At 65.7% G+C, this 21,535-nt stretch carries 22 protein-coding genes, 1 tRNA gene and 1 pseudogene; 16 read left to right on the forward strand and 8 right to left on the reverse strand.

Going from position 1 to position 21,535, the window contains the following annotated elements:
* The first annotated feature begins 33 nt into the window (after positions 1-33).
* The 4 genes from K289_RS0114665 to K289_RS0114680 are packed head-to-tail and all read left to right on the forward strand — an operon-like array spanning position 34 to position 3,012.
* Positions 34-894, forward strand: a complete 861-nt coding sequence (locus K289_RS0114665; protein ID WP_027552218.1) for a fumarylacetoacetate hydrolase family protein — start codon at positions 34-36, stop codon at positions 892-894.
* 3 nt (positions 895-897) lie between these two features.
* Entirely contained in the window at positions 898-1,701 is an 804-nt protein-coding gene (gene hpaH / locus K289_RS0114670; RefSeq protein ID WP_027552219.1) for a 2-oxo-hept-4-ene-1,7-dioate hydratase, read from the forward strand.
* Between the two features lie 26 nt (positions 1,702-1,727).
* Positions 1,728-2,123: a RidA family protein gene (locus K289_RS0114675; protein ID WP_027552220.1), complete on the forward strand. Its 396-nt coding sequence runs from the start codon at positions 1,728-1,730 to the stop codon at positions 2,121-2,123.
* Between the two features lie 13 nt (positions 2,124-2,136).
* A complete protein-coding gene (locus tag K289_RS0114680) occupies positions 2,137-3,012 on the forward strand; it encodes an amidohydrolase (protein ID WP_027552221.1) in 876 nt (291 codons plus the stop codon).
* An 85-nt stretch (positions 3,013-3,097) separates the two neighbouring features.
* Here the strand turns inward: K289_RS0114680 and K289_RS0114685 are convergent, their stop codons facing one another.
* The 4 genes and pseudogenes from K289_RS0114685 to K289_RS53060 all read right to left on the reverse strand — a co-directional run.
* On the reverse strand, positions 3,098-3,916 hold the full coding sequence (locus K289_RS0114685) for a LuxR family transcriptional regulator (protein WP_245283915.1): 819 nt from the start codon (positions 3,914-3,916) through the stop codon (positions 3,098-3,100).
* An 83-nt stretch (positions 3,917-3,999) separates the two neighbouring features.
* The gene (locus K289_RS44385; protein WP_035684747.1) at positions 4,000-4,404 is read right to left on the reverse strand and encodes a hypothetical protein; all 405 of its coding nucleotides are present in this window, start codon (positions 4,402-4,404) and stop codon (positions 4,000-4,002) included.
* Between the two features lie 2 nt (positions 4,405-4,406).
* Complete coding sequence (locus K289_RS52245) at positions 4,407-4,790, reverse strand: YadA-like family protein (protein WP_245283916.1); 384 nt, start codon at positions 4,788-4,790, stop codon at positions 4,407-4,409.
* 18 nt (positions 4,791-4,808) lie between these two features.
* Positions 4,809-5,645: pseudogene (locus K289_RS53060) on the reverse strand (adhesin); the annotation flags it as partial.
* 231 nt (positions 5,646-5,876) lie between these two features.
* Here K289_RS53060 and K289_RS47710 point away from each other — a divergent pair.
* Together K289_RS47710 and K289_RS44400 are read left to right on the forward strand one after the other, a co-directional pair.
* Positions 5,877-6,845, forward strand: coding sequence for an AraC family transcriptional regulator (locus K289_RS47710; protein WP_051310577.1), 969 nt, complete (start codon positions 5,877-5,879; stop codon positions 6,843-6,845).
* 121 nt (positions 6,846-6,966) lie between these two features.
* Entirely contained in the window at positions 6,967-7,935 is a 969-nt protein-coding gene (locus tag K289_RS44400) for an AraC family transcriptional regulator (RefSeq protein WP_051310578.1), read from the forward strand.
* A gap of 286 nt (positions 7,936-8,221) precedes the next feature.
* Here K289_RS44400 and K289_RS0114710 read toward each other — a convergent pair whose 3' ends face one another.
* The 3 genes from K289_RS0114710 to K289_RS0114720 all read right to left on the reverse strand — a co-directional run bounded on the left by K289_RS0114710 (position 8,222) and on the right by K289_RS0114720 (position 12,211).
* A complete protein-coding gene (locus K289_RS0114710; RefSeq protein ID WP_245283919.1) occupies positions 8,222-10,729 on the reverse strand; it encodes an autotransporter outer membrane beta-barrel domain-containing protein in 2,508 nt (835 codons plus the stop codon).
* A 257-nt stretch (positions 10,730-10,986) separates the two neighbouring features.
* Positions 10,987-11,997 carry a luciferase-like monooxygenase gene (locus K289_RS0114715; protein ID WP_027552225.1) on the reverse strand — a complete coding sequence of 337 codons (1,011 nt, stop codon included), beginning with the start codon at positions 11,995-11,997 and terminating at the stop codon, positions 10,987-10,989.
* Between the two features lie 139 nt (positions 11,998-12,136).
* Positions 12,137-12,211, reverse strand: a tRNA-Thr gene (locus K289_RS0114720).
* 320 nt (positions 12,212-12,531) lie between these two features.
* On the opposite strand from K289_RS0114720, the gene K289_RS0114725 reads away from it, so the two are divergent.
* From K289_RS0114725 to K289_RS0114745, 5 genes are all read left to right on the forward strand, one after another.
* Positions 12,532-12,714 carry a hypothetical protein gene (locus K289_RS0114725; protein WP_027552226.1) on the forward strand — a complete coding sequence of 61 codons (183 nt, stop codon included), beginning with the start codon at positions 12,532-12,534 and terminating at the stop codon, positions 12,712-12,714.
* 27 nt (positions 12,715-12,741) lie between these two features.
* Positions 12,742-14,448, forward strand: coding sequence for an FAD-dependent oxidoreductase (locus tag K289_RS0114730; RefSeq protein WP_027552227.1), 1,707 nt, complete (start codon positions 12,742-12,744; stop codon positions 14,446-14,448).
* 230 nt (positions 14,449-14,678) lie between these two features.
* Positions 14,679-14,987, forward strand: a complete 309-nt coding sequence (locus K289_RS0114735; protein WP_027552228.1) for an EthD family reductase — start codon at positions 14,679-14,681, stop codon at positions 14,985-14,987.
* A 232-nt stretch (positions 14,988-15,219) separates the two neighbouring features.
* Positions 15,220-15,729, forward strand: a complete 510-nt coding sequence (locus tag K289_RS0114740; RefSeq protein ID WP_027552229.1) for a hypothetical protein — start codon at positions 15,220-15,222, stop codon at positions 15,727-15,729.
* Positions 15,730-15,853: 124 nt separating this feature from the next.
* On the forward strand, positions 15,854-16,678 hold the full coding sequence (locus K289_RS0114745; RefSeq protein ID WP_027552230.1) for an alpha/beta fold hydrolase: 825 nt from the start codon (positions 15,854-15,856) through the stop codon (positions 16,676-16,678).
* A 48-nt stretch (positions 16,679-16,726) separates the two neighbouring features.
* Here K289_RS0114745 and K289_RS0114750 read toward each other — a convergent pair whose 3' ends face one another.
* A complete protein-coding gene (locus tag K289_RS0114750) occupies positions 16,727-17,368 on the reverse strand; it encodes a TetR/AcrR family transcriptional regulator (RefSeq protein ID WP_027552231.1) in 642 nt (213 codons plus the stop codon).
* A gap of 89 nt (positions 17,369-17,457) precedes the next feature.
* Here K289_RS0114750 and K289_RS0114755 point away from each other — a divergent pair, with 89 nt between their 5' ends.
* The 5 genes from K289_RS0114755 (at position 17,458) to K289_RS0114775 (ending at position 21,531) form a co-directional block, all read left to right on the forward strand.
* Positions 17,458-18,396 carry an SDR family oxidoreductase gene (locus tag K289_RS0114755; protein ID WP_027552232.1) on the forward strand — a complete coding sequence of 313 codons (939 nt, stop codon included), beginning with the start codon at positions 17,458-17,460 and terminating at the stop codon, positions 18,394-18,396.
* Between the two features lie 17 nt (positions 18,397-18,413).
* The gene (locus K289_RS0114760) at positions 18,414-19,073 is read left to right on the forward strand and encodes an NAD(P)H-binding protein (protein WP_027552233.1); all 660 of its coding nucleotides are present in this window, start codon (positions 18,414-18,416) and stop codon (positions 19,071-19,073) included.
* A gap of 82 nt (positions 19,074-19,155) precedes the next feature.
* Positions 19,156-19,605 (forward strand): DUF2948 family protein, encoded by a 450-nt coding sequence (locus K289_RS0114765; RefSeq protein WP_027552234.1) that lies wholly within the window; start codon positions 19,156-19,158, stop codon positions 19,603-19,605.
* Positions 19,606-19,741: 136 nt separating this feature from the next.
* Positions 19,742-21,037, forward strand: a complete 1,296-nt coding sequence (gene hisD, locus K289_RS0114770; RefSeq protein ID WP_027552235.1) for a histidinol dehydrogenase — start codon at positions 19,742-19,744, stop codon at positions 21,035-21,037.
* Positions 21,034-21,531 (forward strand): UPF0262 family protein, encoded by a 498-nt coding sequence (locus K289_RS0114775; RefSeq protein ID WP_027552236.1) that lies wholly within the window; start codon positions 21,034-21,036, stop codon positions 21,529-21,531. The genes hisD and K289_RS0114775 overlap by 4 nt, the downstream gene beginning before the upstream one ends.
* Positions 21,532-21,535 lie beyond the last annotated feature (4 nt).

The raw sequence follows: 21,535 nt of genomic DNA on the forward strand, positions 1-21,535 counted from the left end.
CCGATGCCGCCTGAACATCTTTGGAGAACGACAATGCGACTGCTGAGCTATCTCTTGAACGGCGAGCTGCGCTACGGCGCGGCGGTCGATGGCGGCGTTGTCGATCTGAGCAAGCGGATCGGCCGCGACTTCTCCGACGTGAGGGCGCTGATCGCCGCGAATGCGCTGGCGGATGCGCAAGAAGCCGTGGCTGGACAAAAGCCCGACTACGCGCTCGAGGACCTGGTCCTGCTTCCGCCGATCCTTGCGCCGGAAAAGCTCTGGTGCATCGGCGTCAATTACGCCGAACGCAACGCGGAATACAAAGACAATTCCGACCTGCCCAAATATCCGAGCCTGTTCGTGCGCAGCATGTCCTCGATGACGGGCTCCGGCCAGCCGATCGAGAAGCCGAACGTGTCGGAGCAGCTCGACTACGAGGGTGAGCTCGTCATCGTGATCGGCCAGGGCGGCCGTCACATTCCGCGCGAAAAGGCCTGGTCGCATATCTTCGGCATGACGCTGTGCAACGAGGGCACGGTGCGGGACTGGCTGCGCCACGGCAAGTTCAACGTCACGCAGGGCAAGAATTTCGATCGCTCCGGCAGCATCGGTCCGTGGATCGTCACGGCGGACGAGCTCGATCCGCGCGGTCCGCACGACATCGTCACGCGCGTCAACGGCGAGGTGCGGCAGCAGGACACGACCGAGCGGCTGATGTTCCCGTTCGATTTCCTGATCTCCTATCTCTCCACCTTCGCCACGCTGAAGCCCGGCGACATGATCGTGACGGGCACGCCGACCGGAGCCGGCGCGCGGTTTGATCCGCCACGATGGCTCAAGGTCGGCGACGTCGTCGAGGTCGAGTCGCGCGGCATCGGCGTGCTCTGCAACAAAGTGGGTGCGGAGAGTTAAGCCATGCTGGACGCCGCCACGATCGAACGCCTTGCCGCGCGCCTGGATGAGGCAGAGCGCACCAAGGCGCTGATCCCGATGTTTTCGAAGGACTATCCCGGCATCACCATCGAGGATGCCTATGCCGTCCAGCGCGCCTGGACGAAGCTTCAGCTCGGCCGCGGCCGCCTCATCAAGGGCCACAAGATCGGCCTGACCTCGAAAGCGATGCAGAACGCGGTCGGCATCGCCGAGCCCGACTACGGCGTGCTGTTCGCCGACATGTTCTACGGCGACGCCGGCCCGATCCCGTTCGACCGTTTTCACGCGCCGCGAATCGAGGTCGAGCTTGCCTTCGTCCTGAAGGCGCCGCTGCGCGGGCCGGACTGCACCATCTTCGACGTGCTCAACGCCACCGACTACGTGACGCCGGCGCTCGAGATCCTGGAGACGCGCATGCATCGCGTCGATCCCGAGACCGGCAAGACCCGCAAGGTCATGGACACGATCTCGGACAATGCGGCGAACGCCGCGCTCGTGCTGGGCGGCCGGCCGTTCCGCCCCATGGACGCGGACCTGCGCTGGATCGGCGCGCTGCTGTTTCGCAACGGAGAGGTCGAGGAGACCGGGCTTGCCGCCGGTGTGCTCAACCATCCCGCCAACGGGATCGCCTGGCTCGCCAACCGGCTCGCGCCGCATGACGAACATCTCGCCGCCGGCGAGGTCGTGCTGGCGGGCTCGTTCACGCGGCCGGTCGACATCCGCCGCGGCGACACCTTCCATGCCGATTATGGCGGGTTCGGCTCGGTGTCGTGCCAATTCGTCTGAACCAACAAACTGAAGGGAGCGAGCCCATGACCGGTCCTACGCGGCGCAAGAGCATCCATATCGGCGGCTTCAAGCATGCCAACCCGATTCCGAACGCCTGCCGCATCGGCAATCTCGTGATGTCCGGTGTGATCCTCGGCCGCGATGGCGCGACCGGCGCGATGCCGGAGAGCCTGGACGCGCAGTGCGCCAACATGTTCGCGCATATGAAGGCGACGGTGGAGGCCGCCGGCGGTACGACTGACGACATCATCAAGATGACGGTGTGGCTGAAGGACCGCTCGCAGCGCGGACCCGTGAATATCGAGTGGCTCAAGATGTTTCCGGACGAGCATTCGCGCCCGGCGCGCCACGCGCTGCCGATGGACAACATGGATGGCGGCGCGCTGGTGCAGTGCGACTTCACCGCCGTGATCGACTGAGGGAGCATTACGCATGCCGACCTATCTGCCGTTCGACCCCAATCCGCGCCGCCCGGTGAAGACGCCGCCGCCGAAGACCGTCGACAGCCAGTTTCACGTGCTGGGTCCGCTGGACAAATATCCGATCCGCCCCGGCGCAGCCTATCAGATGCCGAGCGCGACCTGGGAAGCGGCGCTGCGCATGCACAAGGCGCTCGGCATCGAGCGCGGCATCATCGTGCAGACCACGACTTATGGCGCCGACCACTCCGTCGTGCTCGACGGTCTCGCGGCGATGGGCCCGAACTATCGCGGCTGCGCCAACGCACTGGTGTTCGCGGAGGCGAGCGACGCCTATCTTGCAAAGCTGCATGACGCCGGCGTCCGCGGCGCGCGCTTCAGCTTCCGCCAGGAGCTCGGCGCCGTGCTCTCGGACCAGGACTTCGCCCGCGCCATCGCGCGGATCCGTGAGCTCGGCTGGTACGTCAAGATCCAGCCCGAGAAGGACGGCATCGTCTCGAGCGTTGCGAAGTACGAGAACCTCGATGTGCCCGTGCTGATCGACCACATGGCGCGGCCCGAGCCCGCGCGCGGCAAGGACGATCCCAACCTGCGCAAGATGCTCGAGTTGCTCGCCAAGGGCAATTTCTGGGTCATGCTGTCGCTCGGCGAGAAGACCTCGCAGGCCGGTCCACCCTGGGACGACGTGATCCCGATCGCGCGATCCTATATCGAGGCGGCGCCCGACCGCTGCGTCTGGGCCAGCGACTGGCCGCATCCGGTCTCGGTGAAGCAGCCGCCGAACGACGCCGACCTGCTCGAGCTGATGTATCGATATGCACCGGACCAGGGGACGCTGGAGAAGATCCTGGTGCACAATCCGGCGCAGCTGTTCGGCTTCCCCGACTGAGCGCGCTGCCACGCACACCATCGTCGTCCTGGCGAAGATGGATTTCGGGTTCGCGCCGACGCGCGCCCCGGAATGATGGAATCGGTCACGGCGCGATGATCCGGTCGCGCATGGCGATCATCACGGCCTGCGTGCGGGTCGTCGCGCCGAGCTTCTTGCGGCAGCTCTTGACGTGCGCCTTCACCGTGCGCGCCGAGATGGTCAAGGCGTCGGCGATCTCCTGGGTGGATCGCCCGACCGCGGCCAGCGTCAGAACCTCGCGCTCACGCAGTGACAGGGCGAGCTTCGCTGCCTCAGGCAGGCCGCCCAGCCTCAGTGTCCGGTCGAAGGCATAGAGCGCCATCAGATGAAGAGCGGGCAGCTGGCGCTCCGGCAGATCGATTTTGCTCCCGCCGAAATACACATGGCCGATACGGCCCGCAGGTGAGGCGACCGGCACCATCACACCGTCGACCATACCGAAGTCGCTGGCGCGTCGCACGAGTTCGACAGCGCGCGGCTCCCGTTCCGGATCGTACGGCGCTTCGCTGAACCAGCGGAACGGCCGAAGCGTCGTCCTGCAATGGCGCAGCGCCGGATCGTCGCCCACGAACTGCTCCGCGGAGTACATATCCAGAAAGCCGGCCGGCAGCCGTTCGGCGAGAACGGCGTCGCGCGCCGGTTCGGTCGGCAGAGGCGCGACATAGGCGCAACAAAAATAGTCGAAGCCGTATTGGCCGAGCATGCGGCCCATTGCGTCCAGGACACCCGTGGTGTCGGGAAGCTTGTCGATCGTCTCGGCGAACTCGAACGCGCGGCTTTGGATCACATCCATCGACGACCTTTCGATCAGGCCTTGGGTGCCCGCCGCGGTATTCTGCCCATCCTGTTCTCTGTTTATAGGACGGCCGCGCGATGCCGGCAATCTGCACAGCAATTGTCCCGGCGGCTCCGGTGGCCGAGCCTTTCCGATCGCAGTTGTGTCTCAAGGCTGGTCGCCGTGCCGGGTCAGTGCGGAGTTGGAGACGTCCTGCTGGTCGGGACCGCCGCAGGTGAGGGAGGACGGAAGCAACTGATCGAGCCAATGACATTGGCCCCGTATTGCACGAAACCGCCCTGGGCCGGCGGCGAATGCGCGGCCGTGATCGGCAGGTACATATAGCAGGCGGTGCCGTCGACCGGATCGCGCCAGCGCTGGATCAGCGTATCCTGCAATGGCCCCGCGAACTGCCGCTCGAGCTGCATGCGCGGCAGCTTCGCCCATTCGCCTGATGGCTGAGGCGCCGGCTGGGCCGGTGCCTGTTGCACCTGCGGGGCAGGAGCCTGCTGCCCCTGCTGGGCAGATGCCGGAACGCACGCCAATGCGGCGACGATGAAAGCTAGTCGCCTCAGCGGCGCGGGCCGAAACCTCATCGTCAGTTCAGCGTCCAGGAGCTGCCGATCGCGGCGCCATACTGGTTGACCTGCGGCGTTGCGGTGAACGAGGCGTTCACGCGCCACTGGCTGTTGATCGCGTAGCCGAGGCCGGAGGCCAGCGCGCTCTGCCCCCGGAAATTGCCGACCGCGGCGGCGACCGAGAGTTTTCCGGGGCGGGGATCGTACTGGAGGGCGCTCGAGGCGAGCGCCAGCGCGATGCCGGCGCGCGCTTCGGTCTGATTGGTGTTGATCTGGTTCTGCAATCCGGCCGTCCACCCGCTCGCGAAGCTGTTGAGCTGCGAGACATTCACCGCATCGGTCGGCGCGATGCCGGCGGCGACATTGGTCAGCCGCCGCTCGTTGCCGGTCGAGCCGAACGACACCGTGTTCGGCGCTGATGCGACTGAGCCCGACCCGATCGCGACCGAGTTGGTGGCGGTCGCCTGCGCGCCATTGCCGATTGCGATTGCGTTGCTGCCGCTTGCGAACGCGGCGTTGCCGAGCGCAGTGCTGGAAGCTCCGGTCGCTGAGCTGAGGCTACCGAGGGCCGTGCTATTGTTGCCGTTCGCCGAGCTGAAGCTACCGAGGGCAGTGCTAATTTCGCCACCAGCTACGCTGGCCTCGCCGATTGCCGTGGCGCTTGTGCCCGACGCTTTGCTATCGATGCCGATGGCGGCGGTGAACTGGCCGGTCGCCAGCGAAAAGTAGCCGTTGGCGGTGCTCCCGATCCCTTGCGCCGAACTCCGGGCGCCGGTCGCGGTACTATTTGTACCAACAGCAACGCTTCTTGAGCCAGTCGCCGTGCTGAAATCGCCGGACGCGCTGCTGGTGTCGCCGCTCGCCAAGCTGCTTGCTCCGTTCGCCGTGCTGCTGACGCCGAGTGCGGTGCTGTCAAGGCCGCCCCCGGTGCTGCCGATGCCGATCGCAGTGCTGCTGTTTCCGAGCGAGTTGCTGCTGGCACCGATTGCCGTGCCGCCGTTGCTGGCCGCATTGGCGTTGGCGCCGCAGACCGTACTGTTCGTGCTGCCACCGTCAAATCCTGCTGGATTCGGGCCAGCGCCGCCGTTGCTGCATTCGACGGCATGTGCGGCGGACGGGATGAGCAGTGGCGCGACCAACAAGGCGCATGCGATGATGAGCAACCTGGCCCGCGTGCGCAGGCGCGTATTACCGTCGCCGGGGCCGCGCCCAGATCCGCCAAAGCCTGCCGAGATTGCGCCTGCCGCCAAATTCATCATCTGCTCCCGCCAGGCCCACGCGCAAAGCGCGACATGGGCCAAAAGACCTGTTCATCGGCGGCTCCACGCCAAGGGCGGAGCCGGTTCGCCGATGCCATCAATCTACCGGGTCGGGTTTTCCGCGCTTGGGCCAGGCGGCACAGCGCGCGGACTGGGCGGCACTGGTTTCTCAATTTGAACGGCTGTTGCTGTTGTGCGACAATTTGACCATCCTGAGGGTTCGGACAAGCGATGACGCACGACAATGACGAGCTGATGCAGTTTCGCCTCTCTTCGGCGCCGTTTGCCGAGAGCGGGCAGCTCGACGCCTTCCTGGAGGTCTGGGGCCGCAAGATGCTGCGGATGGAGATCGAGCCCCTTGGCGGTCATCCGCTCCGGATCGATGCCATGCTTCGCTCGCTGCCGAACTTCGCGATGGCGAGCGGACCGAGATCACCGATGCGTGTTCATCGTACCGCGGAGCTCATCGACCATGACGATATCCTCCTGATCGTGATGACGGGCGGCGCCGGCGAGCTGCGCCAGCATGGCCGCGTGGTGGCCCTCGGCGAGGGCGACGCCGTGCTGTCGGCCAACGGCACTCCCGCGACCTTTGCGATGCCGACACCAAGCCGTACCATCACCTACCGCTTCAGCCGGGATCTCTTACGGCCGCGCATCCCCAATCTCGACGATCTGGTGGCCCGGCCTATCGCAAGGGATAGCCAGGCGCTGCGTCTCATCGTTGGCTATTCCGGCGTTCTCAGCGATCAGAGCGCGCTCACGACGGCGGAGCTTCGTCGTGCCGTCAGCACGCACATGCACGAACTGGCCGTCCTGCTGCTGGACGGCAAGGCCGAAGCGCAGTCGTCCGATGGGCTTCGGGCGGCACGGCTGAAGGCGCTGAAGGACGACATCTTGCAAAGAATTGCGCAGAGCTCGCTCTCGGTCGATGAGATCGCGGCCAGCCAGCAGATTTCGGAGCGCTACATCCGCCAGCTCTTTGCCAGCGAAGGCACGACGTTCACCGATTTCGTGCGCGAGGCGCGGCTTGCCCGCGCCTGGCGGCTGTTGACCGATGCCGCTCAGCTTCACCGGCCGATTCATGCGATCGCCCATGAGAGCGGCTTTGCTGATCTCTCCTACTTCAACCGCGCCTTCCGCCGGCGCTTCGACATGACGCCGTCGGACGCACGCACGCTCGCGCGGCGGCAGAACTGACGCGGTTTTTTCCGATCACGGACCAGGCGGCACAAGGCACGGACTGGGCGGTATTGCGTTTGGCGGTCTGAACGGCTTTTGCTGTCGTGCGGCAAAATGCTCGCGAGGTTCGGAGCCGTGGATGGCAGTCGACGACAATGAGTTGATTCAGTTTCGGGTCTCTTCGGCGCCCTATGCGAAGAGCGGAGAGCTTGATGCCTTCCGGGAAGCGTATGGCCGCAGGATACTGCGCTTCGACATCGAGCCGCTGGATGGACATTCCTTGCAGTTTGATTTCGTGCTTCGCTCGCTGCCGGACTTTGCGATGGCGAGTGGATCGCGATCGCCGATGCGCCTTCGGCGCACCAGGGACCTCGTCGACAACGACGATCTCTTCCTTCTTGTGGTCACGCGCGGTGCGGCCGAACTGGGCCAGCATGGTCGCGTGGCAGCGATCGGCGAGGGCGCGGCCACGCTGCTGTCGGCGAACGGGACGCCCACAAGCTTTGTGGTGCCGACGACATCCCACACGATCAGCTACCGCTTCCGCCGGGATCTGCTTCGACCTCACGTTCCGAATCTCGACGATCTGGTGATCCGCCCAATCGCAGGGGGCAGCCAGGTCCTCCGCCTCCTGACAGGCTATTCCGATGTTTTGAACGACCACAGCGCGCTGGCAACGGCCGATCTTCGCCGCGCCGTCACCGCCCATATGCACGACCTCGCAGTCCTGCTGCTCGGTGGCAAGGCCGAGCCGCACCTTACCGGTGGACTTCGCGCTGCCCGGCTGAAGGCGTTGAAGGACGACATCCTTCAGAGGATTGGGCAGGGCACTCTCTCGGTCGATGAGATCGCCCGCAGCCAGCAGATTTCGGAGCGCTACATCCGCCGGCTCTTTGCCGATGACGGCACGACCTTCACCGATTTCGTGCGCGAGGCGCGGCTCGCCCGCGCCTGGCGGTTGCTGACCGATGCCTCTCAGCTTCGCCGCCCGATCCATGCAATCGCCTATGAGAGCGGCTTCGGCGACCTCTCCTACTTCAACCGCGCCTTCCGCCAGCGCTACGGCATGACGCCGTCGGACGCGCGCGAAGCGGCGCGGCGGCGATGAACCGCGACTGATCCGCCGGAGTGTTCTGCCGCCACGCGCTACAGTGCCGGCCGGTCGCACCGATCCGGCGCCGTCATTCCGGGGCCCGAGCGGAGCGAGGGAGCCCGGAATCCATCGGGCCGCGGGGCATGTGGATGAATGGATTCTCAGATGCGCAATTGCGCATCATAGCTCGCGACTTCGTCGCGCCCCGGAATGACACCGAGAATCAGACGTCAGCGATGCGATGCTGGAAACGGTCGTTCGTTGCCACGCACGCGATGTGATCGCGGACGAAGCTGCGCCATCACCACGCGTAGCGCAGCACGCCGTTGCCGGCGTAGGAGCGGGTGACTTGCGAGAACTCGCCCTCGAAGGTCGCGGCCGCCGACCAGCCGTTCAGCCACTTCATCTCGGCGGATGCGGTGGTGAGCGCGGAGTCGTGCGCCTGCGCCGCGCCGTTGACGACGAAGCTCGCGCCCGGCAGCGCCTGGAAGGTCGCGGCGATGGCGCGATTGGGATCAAAATCATGCGCCCAGGCAACGCGGCCGCGCAGCGTCAAGACACCGTTTTGTTGCGCAAAGGATTTGTCGGTGCGCAGGCCGAGCTCGGTGCGCGTGTCCGTCGCGTCCTTGGCCGCATAGTTGAGCGCAAAGGCCGATGCGCCGGAGATCACCTGCTCGGCATAGCCGGGCAGCTGGAAGCTCGTGACCTGGCCGGCCGCATAAGGCGTGAGTCCGACACCGCCGATCCACGGCGCAACGAAGCGATAGCCGCCTTCGAGCCGGCCGGACCACGTGTTGGCGTTGAATTCGGCGCGCAGACGGTCGGTGCCCGCAATCGTCACGGTGCGGTCGGTGGTCACGTCCTGCCAGCCATAGGCGAGCGCGGCGGTGACGTAGGCGGGGCCATTGGTGTGATGCACATAGGCGCCGGCCTGGAACAGGTCGGAGCGTCCACCGCCGAGCCCGTTGACGCCGAAATTGGTGCCGCCGCCGGCCAGAGCAAAGCCGGCCAGCGTGTTAGGCGAGAACAGGTAGTCCGCGCCGACCGCCGTGCCGAAGATGCGGCTGGTCGCCCGGTTCGATCCGACGACGGTGTTGCCGTCGGTGGTCTGCGAGCCGCCGAAGCCCGCCGCCCACACGCTCCAGCGCTGCTCGAACGGGCGCGCGCGCAGCGGCGCCTTGGTGAACATGGCATAGGCGCTCGCTGCACCTTCTTCCGCATACCCCGCCGCGACCGCCGGATTTGCCCCGCAGCGGTCGCGCACGACAGCCGAAGCCGAATTGCCGCTGCAGCCGACCTCGCGCATGAAGGGATCGGTGAGCAGGCCCATGAACTGGCCCATGGCGTCGAAGGTCGCCTGCTGCGACCCGGTCGCGTGCTCGCCCGAGGCCTGCGTCAGGCCGTCAGGCGAGAGGCTCGCATAGACCATGGGAATGCCGCCGGTGGAATTGAAGTAACCGACCAGCGCGTCGCCGACCGCCCGCTGATTTTGATTGAGCCCGTTGTTGGACGGTCCACTGAAGCTCACTGTGAGATTGAGATAGACGTTGTTGGCGTCGTAGCTGAGGCTGTCCTGGACATTGGCGGGCATGAAGCGGTTGTCCAAAGCCGATGCAAACGTGCCGAAGATTCCGTTTGCGGTCAGGATCGTGTACTGCTTGCTGACATAGCTGCCGGGAGCGAAGAAGGGCCTCACGGTGGCGCCGTTGAGCTGAGCGATGCCTCCGCCTGCGCCTGTGACAATGGCATAAGAGGCGGCCGAAGGATTCACCGAAACTGCGTAAATTGCGCCGGACTGGAAGTCGAGATTGCCGGAAATCGTAAGCGACGCCCCCGCGACGGTGCCTGGTGAGAGGATGCCGCCCGAATTGATCTGCGTAGTGCCGACCGTGCCCTGGCCGGTAAGAGTGGCGCCGCTGTTCACCGTGGTCAGGTTCGATGCGGTGATCGAACCATCGACCCACAGCCGGCCGCCATTGACGGTGGTCGCACCAGTGTACGTGTTGGTGCCGGTGAGCGTCATGGTGCCGCTGCCGGTCTTGACCAGCGAGCCTCCGGTCCCGCCACCGGCACCGCCGTCGGCGATCACGCCGGATACTGTTGTATCGAGATTGTTACCACCGACCGTCAACTGGTTGCGGCCAAGATCGAATGTGCCACCGCCATTGATAGAACCTGCGGTCAATTGATGATTGCCGCTGGGTCCGGACGTCGTGGAGAAATCCGTCACCCAGCCCGGACTGTTGGTGATCGCAGCATTGCCCGCCGTGCTATTATTAAAAAAGGACAGGACGCCGATATTGGTGATCGCGGCACTGCCCGCCGTGCTGTTGTTTTGGAAGTTCAGGTTCCAGTTGTTGATGATCGTAGCAGCCCCCGCGCTGCTGTTGTTCTGGAAGTTCAGGTTACCGGAGGTGTTAGTGAGGGAAACGCTGCCGCCGTTGACCACGATGCCGGTGCCTGTAAACGCGATATCGACGCTTGGTACCACTGCGGTTGTAAACTGGTAGTTGCCGGCGCCTGCGTTGAAGGTCCAGCCTCCCACGGAGACGTCCGCATTGATTGCGATGTCGGTTTGGCTGGAGGAGCCGAAAAACGCGGTGCCGGTCGGCACCGTTGTGGGGATCCAGTTCGCGCCGGTACCGTAAACGGCGCTCCCGGGGGCCGTATTCCAGGTGGCATTCTGCGCCCGCGCCGCCGTGACGGGGATCATGAACGCAAGCGCGGAACATGTCGCCAGCATCGCGGCACGCGTCAGCATTCCAGTCCGCGTGGTGATCGTGGCAACGGCAACAACAGTCTTCTGCATCATCACTTCCCAGAAAGCATCGCTGGGCCAAGTGACTCTCGGCATCGCCTCGGTCCATGCGGATGCCTTCATGCATACTGCGCGGAAGATGTGCGGGCTTGGGCCGGGCGGCACGCCGCGCGGACTGGGCGGTACTCCTTGCGCAATTCGGACGGATGTTGCGCGCGGGTGACGGCGAACCGCCGATGAACGTCAGGGCGCTCGGCGGACGTGGGTGACGGCTCTCAAGTGCCGGCTTGGCGGTGCGATCCCCCCGATCACGCGACCGGCTGCGCCGCCGCCAGCCTGTCCCGCACCTCGGCCGCGATCTCGAAGGAGCGCAGGCGCGCGGTGTGATCGTAGATCTGCCCCGTTGTCATCAATTCGTCCGCGCCGGTCTGATCGATCAGCGCCTTCAGCCCGCGCTCGATGATTGCGGGCGAGCCGACCACCGAGCAGGCGAGCGACTGGCCGACGCCGGCCTTCTCCGCGGGCGACCATAGCGCGTCCATGTCGTCGACCGGCGACGGCAGCGGGCCCGGCGTGCCGCGCCGCAAATTGATGAACTGCTGCTGGAGCGAGGAGAACATGCGCTGCGCGTCAGTATCGCTGTCCGCGGCGAACACGTTGACGCCGACCATGGCATAGGGCCGGTCGAGCTGTGCCGACGGCTCGAAGCGCGAGCGGTATTCGTTCAGCGCCTGCATCATCATGTCAGGCGCGAAGTGTGAGGCGAACGCGAAGGGCAGGCCGAGCATGGCCGCGAGCTGCGCGCCGAACAGGCTCGAGCCGAGGATCCAGAGCGGCACCTTCAATCCCATGCCGGGCACGGCGCGGATGGCCTGGTTCGGCTGCACGTCACCGAGCAGCGCCTGCAATTCCAGCACGTCATGCGGGAAGTTTTCGGCAGCCGTGGCGAGATCGCGCCGCAGCGCCCGCGCGGTGAACTGGTCGGTGCCGGGCGCACGCCCGAGCCCGAGATCGATCCGTCCCGGATAGAGCGACTCCAGCGTGCCGAACTGCTCGGCGATGATCAGCGGCGAATGGTTCGGCAGCATGACGCCGCCGGAGCCGACGCGGATTGTCTTGGTGCCGCCAGCGACATGCCCGATCACCACCGAGGTCGCGGCGCTGGCGATGCCGGTCATGTTATGATGCTCGGCCAGCCAGAACCGCTTGAAGCCCCATGTCTCGGCATGCTGGGCGAGATCGAGCGAATTGCGAAACGCCTGCGCCGCATCCCCACCCCTTCGGATGGGAGCAAGGTCGAGCACGGAGAAAGGGATCATGCGTGGGCACCGGAAGGAGGGCGCGCGAGGGACGTGCGCCGGGGTCCTCACATCTAGTGTCCGGTCATGAGAATGTTAGCGCGCTTGCGTCGCGCAAGCGCAACGATGCCATCCAGATTTGCCGGGCTGATGTCAGGACTGGTGCTGCCGGACAGGATTGAACTGTCGACCTCTCCCTTACCAAGGGAGTGCTCTACCACTGAGCTACGGCAGCAAATGCTGGCAAAGAATCGGGCCGCGACATGGGCCCGCCAAGCGGGGCGATGGATGCCACAAGGCCCCCTCATGTGCAAGCTTGCCGCCTCGCGAAATCGATAAAATCGGCCCCGCTGGATGCCGGAGGCGGCCTTTTTGTCCCGAAATGACCGATTTTGGCTCGATTTGGTTCCCGAAGAAATCCCCAGCCAAATGGCCAGTTGGCCGTACCCTTGGATTCGACCCATTCTGGCCGCTTCGTTGCACCGGCAGGACGACGACCCCTTGAGCTGTCGTTTTTCGGTGGCATGCTGCCGCCGACCAACGCCATGGGCCATGATGACCGACGAGAACGACAAGAAGCGAACGGCAGACGCCCGCCAGGACCGGCTGAAATCGGCGCTGCGCGAGAACCTGAAGCGGCGGAAGACCCAGGCGCGCGAGCGCGCGGAGATGACCGGCCCCTCGCACGATGACGAACCCTCACTAGATGAGGAGACCGCCGGGAAGCCCGGCCGCTGAATTTTCTTGGAATGAGTGAGAGCGACAATGGCGCAGGACGAATCGCAACGAGCCGACGGGGACGCACTGATCTCGCGGTTCTCCCGCCCCGAGCAGACATTCCCGACGCTTGCCGCCGCCGAGATCGAGCGACTGCGACTGTTTGGTGAGGTCAGGCACTACAAGGACGGCGAGCTTCTGTTCGAGACCGGCAAGCGCGGGCCGGGCATGTTCGTGGTGCTGTCGGGTCATGTCGCCATCACCGAGCGTGACGGGCTTGGTCACGTCACGCCGGTGATCGATCAGGGGCCCGGCCAGTTCCTGGCCGAGCTCGGCCAGCTCTCTGGTAGGCCGGCGCTGGTCGATGGACGCGCCGAGGGCGACGTCGAGGTGCTCCTGATCCCGCCGGACCGGCTGCGCGCCCTGCTGGTCGCCGAGGCCGAGCTCGGCGAACGCATCATGCGCGCGCTGATCCTGCGCCGGGTCAACCTGATCCAGGGCGGCGTCGGCGGCCCCGTGCTGATCGGGCCGTCGAATTCCGCCGGCGTGGTGCGCTTGCAGGGCTTCCTCACCCGCAACGGCCAGCCGCATCATCTGCTCGACCCCGACAGCGAGCATGATGCGGCCGAGGTGATCGCGCGCTACTCGCCGAAGCCGGAGGATTGGCCGCTCGTCGTCACCGCCGACGGCACCGTGCTGCGCAATCCGAGTGAGATCGAGCTCGGGCGCGCCATCGGCATGATCGGCGGCCCGAAGAACGATCGCATCTACGACGTCGCGATCGTCGGCTGCGGCCCGGCTGGGCTTGCGACCGCGGTCTATGCGGCCTCCGAAGGCCTCTCGGTCGCCGTCGTCGACACCCGCGCCTTCGGCGGTCAGGCCGGCGCGAGCGCGCGTATCGAAAATTATCTGGGCTTTCCGACCGGCATTTCCGGCCAGGCGCTGGCGGGCCGTGCCTTCACGCAGGCGCAGAAGTTCGGCGCCGACATCATGATCCCGATGTCGGTGAAGTCGCTGGACTGCTCGCGTGCCAGTGGCGCCTTCGCGCTGGCGCTGGATTGCGGCGACACCTTGCGCTCGCGCGCGGTGGTGGTCGCGAGCGGCGCGCGCTATCGCCGGCCTGAGATCGCGAACCTCGAAAAGTTCGAGGGCCGCGGCGTCTGGTACTGGGCTTCACCTGTCGAGGCGCGGCTCTGCTCCGGCGAAGAGGTGGCGCTGGTCGGCGCCGGCAATTCGGCGGGGCAGGCCGCCGTGTTCCTCTCGGGCCATGCGAAGAAGGTCTGGATGATCATTCGCGGCGGCGGCCTCGGCGCCAGCATGTCGCGCTATCTCATCGAGCGCATCGAAGCGACGCCCAACATCGAGCTGCTGTTCAACACCGAGATCACCGCGCTCGAAGGCGACGAGACCTCGCTGCTGCGGCGCATCCGCTGGAAGAGCCGGCTGTCGAGCGACGAGGATTTCGCCGACATCCGCAATCTCTTCCTGTTCGTCGGCGCCGATCCCGCCACCGGCTGGCTCGACGGCTGCGGCGTCACGCTCGATCGCGGCGGCTTCGTCGTCACCGGCGCGCAGTCCGAGCAGAATCTGGGCCGGCTCGTGGCCCCGCTCGAGACGTCGGTGCCCGGCGTCTACGCCGTCGGCGACGTCCGCTCCGGCTCGGTCAAGCGCGTCGGCGGCGCCATCGGCGAGGGCGCGCAGGTCGTGGCCTCCCTGCACGGTTATCTCGGCGACGCCGCAAAACCGGCGCTTTAATCAAGGATAGGACAAGCGAACGGCAAGCGGAATGTGACTTGCCATCTCGCCGCCAACTACGGACTATCTCCTCATCCTGAGGAGCCGCGACAGCGGCGTCTCGAAGGATGAAGGCCCGGACATCGGGGTCTCATGGTTCGCGCGGCGATGCGAAGCATCGCCCGCGGGGCGTGCTTCGCACGCTCCTCACCATGAGGGTCTACACAAAACTAGGTTCAAGGGAGGACTAAATGGCTGAACTCGTCGTGCTCTACAAGACGCCCAAGGATGCTGCGGCCTTCGACAAGCATTATGCCGAAACGCACATCCCGCTCGCGAAGAAACTTCCCGGCTTGAAGAAGTACGCGATCAGCAAGGGGCCGGTCGGCTCCCCCGCCGGACCTTCCGGAGTCCACCTTGTTGCCATCCTCACCTTCGACAGCGTGGCCGATATCCAGGCGGCATTCGGCAGCGCGGAAGGCAAGGCGGCGGCAGGCGACGTGCCGACATTCGCCAGTGGCGGCGCCGACCTGCTGATCTTCGACACCAAGGAAGTCTGAGACCCCGTCGCATCGGCCCGCTGATCGCGGGCCGATGTTGCGACAATCGATTCAGCTTTCGGCGAAAACCTGCTGACGTTTGTGACAGCGATGCAAAAAATCTGGGCATGCGTTTGTCAATTCGCACGACCGCGCATGGCTTGGCGCGCAAGTGCGGCGCCAACGCATGTGGCAATTCGATGAGGACCGTAATACCATTCTTCTGATCTCAGCGCAGAGTAGGAGAGATGCCATGGTTCTTGGGTTGAGCCTGCCCGCCTTCACGTTGGTCCATGTCATCATCAGCCTGATCGCGATCGCCAGCGGCCTTGTCGTGATGTTCGGGCTGCTCGGCTCGAAGCCGATGCCGGGCCTCACCGCGATCTTTCTCCTCTTCACCATCCTGACCAGCGTCACCGGTTTCCTGTTTCCGTTCAAGGAGCTGTTGCCGTCGCACATGGTCGGCATTCTGTCGCTGGTGCTGCTCGCGATCGCCTGCATCGCGCTCTACGGCATGAAGCTGTCGGGCGCGTGGCGTCCGATCTACATCGTGACCGCGATGGTCTCGCTCTATCTCAACGTCTTCGTGCTGGTGATCCAGTCGTTCCTGAAGGTGCCGGCGCTTGCCGCGCTCGCGCCCGCGGTGCCGCCGGCTCCGCCGTCAGGCCCAGTTTTTGCCGTGGTGCAGGGCATCGTGCTCGTGTTCTTCGTGCTGGTCATCATCGGCGCCTGGCGCCGCTTCAGGCCGATGGCCTTTGCCTGATCGCCCGATCGGCGCCGCGTGGGTCGAATGCGCGGCATCGACCCCGTAACCTCGCGCGACAATTTTCCGATTCCGCGGCACGCCTCGCGTGCCCAAACTGACTCTCACCAACAAGGAGCTTGCAATGCCCACCATCACCACCAAGGACGGCGTCGAGATATTCTACAAGGATTGGGGCTCGGGTCAGCCGATCGTATTCAGCCACGGCTGGCCCCTGTCGTCCGACGACTGGGACGCGCAGATGATGTACTTCGTGACCCGTGGCTACCGCGTCGTCGCCCATGACCGCCGCGGCCATGGCCGCTCGGCGCAGGTCGCTGATGGCCATGACATGGATCACTATGCAGATGATCTCGCGGCGGTGACGGCGCATCTCGACCTGAAGAACGCCATTCACGTCGGCCATTCCACCGGCGGCGGCGAGGTGGTGCACTACATCGCGCGCTACGGCGAGAGCCGCGTGGCAAAGGCTGCGATCATTTCAGCGGTGCCGCCGCTGATGGTGCAGACGACGGCCAATCCGGGCGGCCTGCCGAAGAAGGTGTTCGACGATTTCCAGGCGCAGCTCGCCGCCGGCCGTTCGAGCTTCTATCGCGACATCGCCGCCGGTCCGTTCTACGGCTACAACCGTCCCGGAGCGAAGCCCTCGGAAGCGGTGATCCAGAACTGGTGGCGCCAGGGCATGATGGGCGGCGCGAAGGCTCATTACGACGGCATCGTCGCGTTCTCGCAGACCGATTTCACCGAGGACCTGAAGAAGATCAACGTGCCGGTGCTGGTGATGCACGGCGATGACGACCAGATCGTGCCTTACGCCGATTCCGCACCGTTGTCGGTCAAGCTGCTCAAGAACGGTACGCTGAAGACCTACAAGGGCTTTCCGCACGGCATGCCGACCACGGAAGCCGAAACCATCAACGCGGACCTGCTGGCGTTTTTCAAGAGCTGAGGCTGACGCCTCGTTGCTTACCCTCCCCCTCCAGGGGAGGGTGACACCTCACTTCAATATCCCCCGGATCGCATCGAACGTGCGCTTCACGAACGCCTCCGGCTTCTCGCGCGCGCCTTCGCCGAGCCAGCTCTCGCCGCCGACGCGCATCGCGCCGGTGGCGATCATCGCGACGAGCCGCGCCTTCAGCCGGTCCGATTTGCGCCCCGAACGCCGGGCGAGCCCCTCGGCCAATGCGCGCTCGAGCTTCTCGTATTTGAGCTGGTCGCGCGCCTGAAGCGCGGGGTTGTCGCGCTTGAGCCGCGACATCGCGGCTGCTTCAGCCGGATCGACCCGCTTGACCACGGCCGCGATCGCGTTCTCCGCCGCGGTCAGCATGGATTCCTCGATAGGCCTCGCGATGATCGCGTCGACCAGTGCGGTCGCTGCGTCCTCCTGCCAGGCGGCGACCACGTCCTCCTTCGAGGCGAAATAGTGGAAGAAGCTGCGGCGCGATACCTCGGCGGCAGCCGCGATGTCGTCGATCGTGGTGGCCTCGAAGCCGCGCTCCAGGAACATCGCCATCGCCGCGCGGGTCAGCCGCTCGCGGGTCTGCTCGCGCTTGCGCTGCCGCAGGCCCGAGGTGGCCGCGGATTTGCTTCCTGAAGTCAATGGCTTGGCGCGTCGGCGCACGCCCTCGGATGCCTTCAAACTATTTCACCTCTTGCAAATTTGCACCAAGTGCACATTTAGCCGTTCGCGGGGGCACTTCCACCCCCTTCAAAGCCTGGAGATATGGCATGACCGACTGGACCACGGCAGACATTCCCTCCCTCAGCGGCAAGACCGCCGTCATTACCGGGGCCACGGGCGGTCTCGGCTACGAGACGGCACTGGCGCTGGCGGGCGCCGGTGCCATCGTCATACTCACTGGGCGCAGCGACGCAAAGGGCCTGCGGGCGATCGAGGCCATCTGCAACCGCTTTCCCGATGCGCTGATCGCCTATGAGCCTCTCGACCTCGCAAGCCTCGCCTCCGTCGCCGACTTTGCCAGGCGCTTTGCCGCCAGCCACGAACAGCTCGACCTCCTGATCAACAATGCCGGCGTGATGGCGCTGCCGAGGCGGCAGGAGACGACGGACGGTTTCGAGATGCAGCTCGGCACCAACTATCTCGGCCACTATGCCCTGACCGCGCACCTGTTGCCGCTACTGCGCCGCGCCAAGGTGCCGCGTGTCGTCAATCTCTCCAGCCTCGCGCACCGCTCCGGCGCGATCAATTTCGACGATCTGCAGAGCAAGCGCTCCTATCGTCCCTGGCGCGCCTATTGCCAGTCCAAGCTCGCGATGCTGATGTTTTCGCTCGAACTGCAGCGCCGCAGCGATGCGGCCAGCTGGGGCTTGCGCAGCATTGCCGCGCATCCCGGCTACGCGCGTACCGATCTCATTGCGAATGGCCCGGGCGCCGACACCCTCCAGTGGCGCGTCGGCCGGCTGCTGCAGCCTTTCATCAGCCAGTCCGCCGCGGAAGGCGCGTTGCCCACGCTCCTTGCCGCGACCTCGGCGGCTGTGGAGGCCGGCGGCTATTACGGTCCGAACGGGTTCTATGAATTGAAGGGCGCGCCAGCGCCTGCGAAGATCATGCCGCAGGCGAAGGACTTTGCGGCCCGAGCGAGGCTGTGGGATGTTTCGGCCACCCTGACCGGGGTATCCTTCAACGAGATCGCGGCCGCAGCTTGAACTGCTGAGATATCCTGATGAAGGTCATCATCTTCGGCGCGACCGGCATGGTCGGGCAGGGCGTGTTGCGCGAATGCCTGATCGATGGCGGCATCGTGCGCGTGCTCGTGGTCGGACGCAGCCCGACCGGCGTGCGCAACGCCAAGCTCACCGAAATCGTCCACCAGAATTTTCTGGACTATGCGGACATCGCGCCGCAGCTCGAAGGCTTCGATGCCTGCTTCTTCTGCCTCGGCGTCTCCTCGATCGGCATGAGCGAGGAGCGCTATCGCCATCTCACCTATGACATCACGCTTGCGGCGGCGACGACGCTCGCACGGCTCAATCCGCGGATGACGTTCGTCTATGTCACCGGCGCCGGCACCGATTCCACGGAGCACGGCGCGTGGATGTGGGCCCGCATCAAGGGCAAGACCGAGAACGATCTGCTCAAGCTGCCGTTCAAGGCCGCCTACATGTTCCGGCCCGCCGCGATCCAGCCGCTGCACGGCGCGCGCTCCAAGACGGCCTGGGTGCAAGCCGTCTACACCGTGACCGGGCCGCTCTGGTCGGTGCTGCGCCGCCTCGCGCCCAGCTACGTGACCTCGACCGAGCAGGTCGGTCGCGCCATGATCCGGGTCGCCCGGGAGGGTTATCCGCGGAACGTGCTGGAGATGGTCGATATCAATGGCCTCTAGCCCGCCGGCCGGGTAGCTTGCGCGGAAATCTTGGCGCTCCCGCGCGTTGAGCTGATTCCGCGTCGAAGGAGAGGTGCCGGCGATGTCTCCCCAACTCAAGATGATCGCGCTCGACGCCGACGATCTCGCCGTGATCTCGACCCAGGTGCAGGATGCCCGCGTGCAGACCGCCGACATCATCTGGCGGCAGGGCGAGAAGCGGCTGGTGGTCGGCATGAGCCGGCTCGACTGGGAGCAGACGCTGGACGGCGAGGCCGAGCCGCGCCGGCTGGTCGCGGCGCTCCGCTTCGACCGCGTGCTCGCCTGCAAGTCGCGCAACATCGATCTCGCCGCGCCGGAGACGGTTCTGGACCTCATCGGCATCGAGTTTCATCCCCGGGACGGCCGCGCCGACGAGCCCGGCGGCAGTGCCTTGCTCCTGTTCGCCGATGGCGGCGCCATCCGTCTCGATGTCGAGTGCCTGGAATGCGAGCTGACCGATTTGGGGGCGGATGTGCTCGGGACCGGGCTGGGGATCGCGGGGGAGGGGTGAAACCGGCGCTCGGCGGTATACCAGCGACATCCCCGAAGGGGTGACCAAGGGTTGACGCCGCTTCCCCGCCGCGCCATTGAGCAGGGGATCGGGTGAGCCGATCCGCCCCAAAAGACCAGCCAGAAGCCACGCCAAAATGCCCGTTCGTCTCGACCGCAGCAGCGCCGATTTTGACCAGCGATTTGCGGCCTTCCTCGCCGCCAAGCGCGAGGTCTCGGCCGATGTCGAAGCCGCCGCGCGCGCCATCGTCGACGACGTGGCGAAACGCGGCGATGCCGCCCTGATCGAGGCGACGGCAAAGTTCGACCGCCTGACGCTGGCTGCATCCGCACTTCGCGTCTCCGCGGCCGAGATCGAGGCCGCGGTCAAGGTCTGCGATGCCGCAACCCTGGATGCGCTGAAACTCGCGCGCGACCGCATCGAGACCTACCATAGCCGCCAGCTCCCGAAGGACGAGCGCTTCACCGATCCGCTCGGCGTCGAGCTCGGCTGGCGCTACAGCGCGATCGAATCCGCCGGCCTTTACGTGCCCGGCGGCACCGCGGCCTATCCATCCTCGGTGCTGATGAACGCGGTGCCCGCAAAAGTTGCCGGCGTCGCGCGGCTCGTGATGGTGGTGCCGGCGCCGGACGGCAGGCTCAACCCGCTGGTGCTGGCGGCGGCCCGGCTCGGCGGTGTCAGCGAGATCTATCGCGTCGGCGGCGCGCAGGCGGTGGCTGCGCTCGCCTACGGCACCGCGACGATCGCGCCGGTCGCCAAGATCGTCGGCCCCGGCAATGCCTATGTCGCCGCCGCCAAGCGGCTGGTGTTCGGCAAGGTCGGCATCGACATGATCGCCGGTCCCTCCGAGGTGCTGGTCATCGCCGACGACACCGGCAATGCCGACTGGATCGCCGCCGACCTCCTGGCGCAGGCCGAGCACGATGCCAGCGCGCAGTCGATCCTGATCACCGATTCCGCGCGCCTCGCCGCCGATGTCGAAGCCGCTGTGGCTGCGCAGCTGAAGACGCTGCCGCGCGCCGCGATCGCCAGCGCCTCATGGCAAGATTTCGGCGCCATCATCGTGGTGAAGAATCTCAACGACGCCATCCCGCTCGCGGATGCGATCGCCGCAGAGCATCTCGAGATCATGACGACGGATCCCGATGCGCTCGCCGCCAAGATCCGCAACGCCGGCGCGGTGTTCCTCGGCGCGCATACGCCGGAGGCGATCGGCGACTATGTCGGCGGCTCCAACCACGTGCTGCCGACCGCGCGCTCGGCGCGATTCTCCTCGGGGCTGTCGGTGCATGATTTCATGAAGCGCACCTCGATTCTGAAATGCGGCCCGGATCAGCTCCGTGCGCTGGGTCCGGCCGCGATGACGCTCGGCAAGGCGGAGGGGCTGGAAGCCCATTCGCGCTCGGTTGGATTGCGCCTCAATCTGTCATGACCAGCTCGCCCGAACAGGACGACTCCAGCAATCGCATCGTCGCGGTCACCCTCGACGAGGACTCGATCGGCCGTTCCGGGCCCGACATCGAGCACGAGCGGGCGATCGCGATCTACGATTTGATCGAGCAGAACCTGTTCGCGCCTGATGGCGCGGATGGGCAGGGGCCGTTCACGCTGCATATCGGCATCACCGGCAACCGGCTGATGTTCGACATCCGCAAAGGGGACGGCGCGCCCGTGGTCGCACATCTGTTGTCGCTGACGCCGTTCCGGCGGATCGTGAAGGACTATTTCATGATCTGCGACAGCTACTACCAGGCGATCCGCACGGCGACGCCGGACAAGATCGAAGCCATCGACATGGGCCGCCGCGGCATCCATGACGAAGGTTCGCGCACGCTCCAGGAGCGGCTGAAGGGCAAGGTGCGGGTCGACTTCGAGACCTCGCGCCGGCTGTTCACGCTCATTACTGTCTTGCACTGGAAGGGCTAAGTGC

The organism is Bradyrhizobium sp. Cp5.3, from assembly GCF_000426265.1.
GTDB lineage: Bacteria > Pseudomonadota > Alphaproteobacteria > Rhizobiales > Xanthobacteraceae > Bradyrhizobium > Bradyrhizobium neotropicale.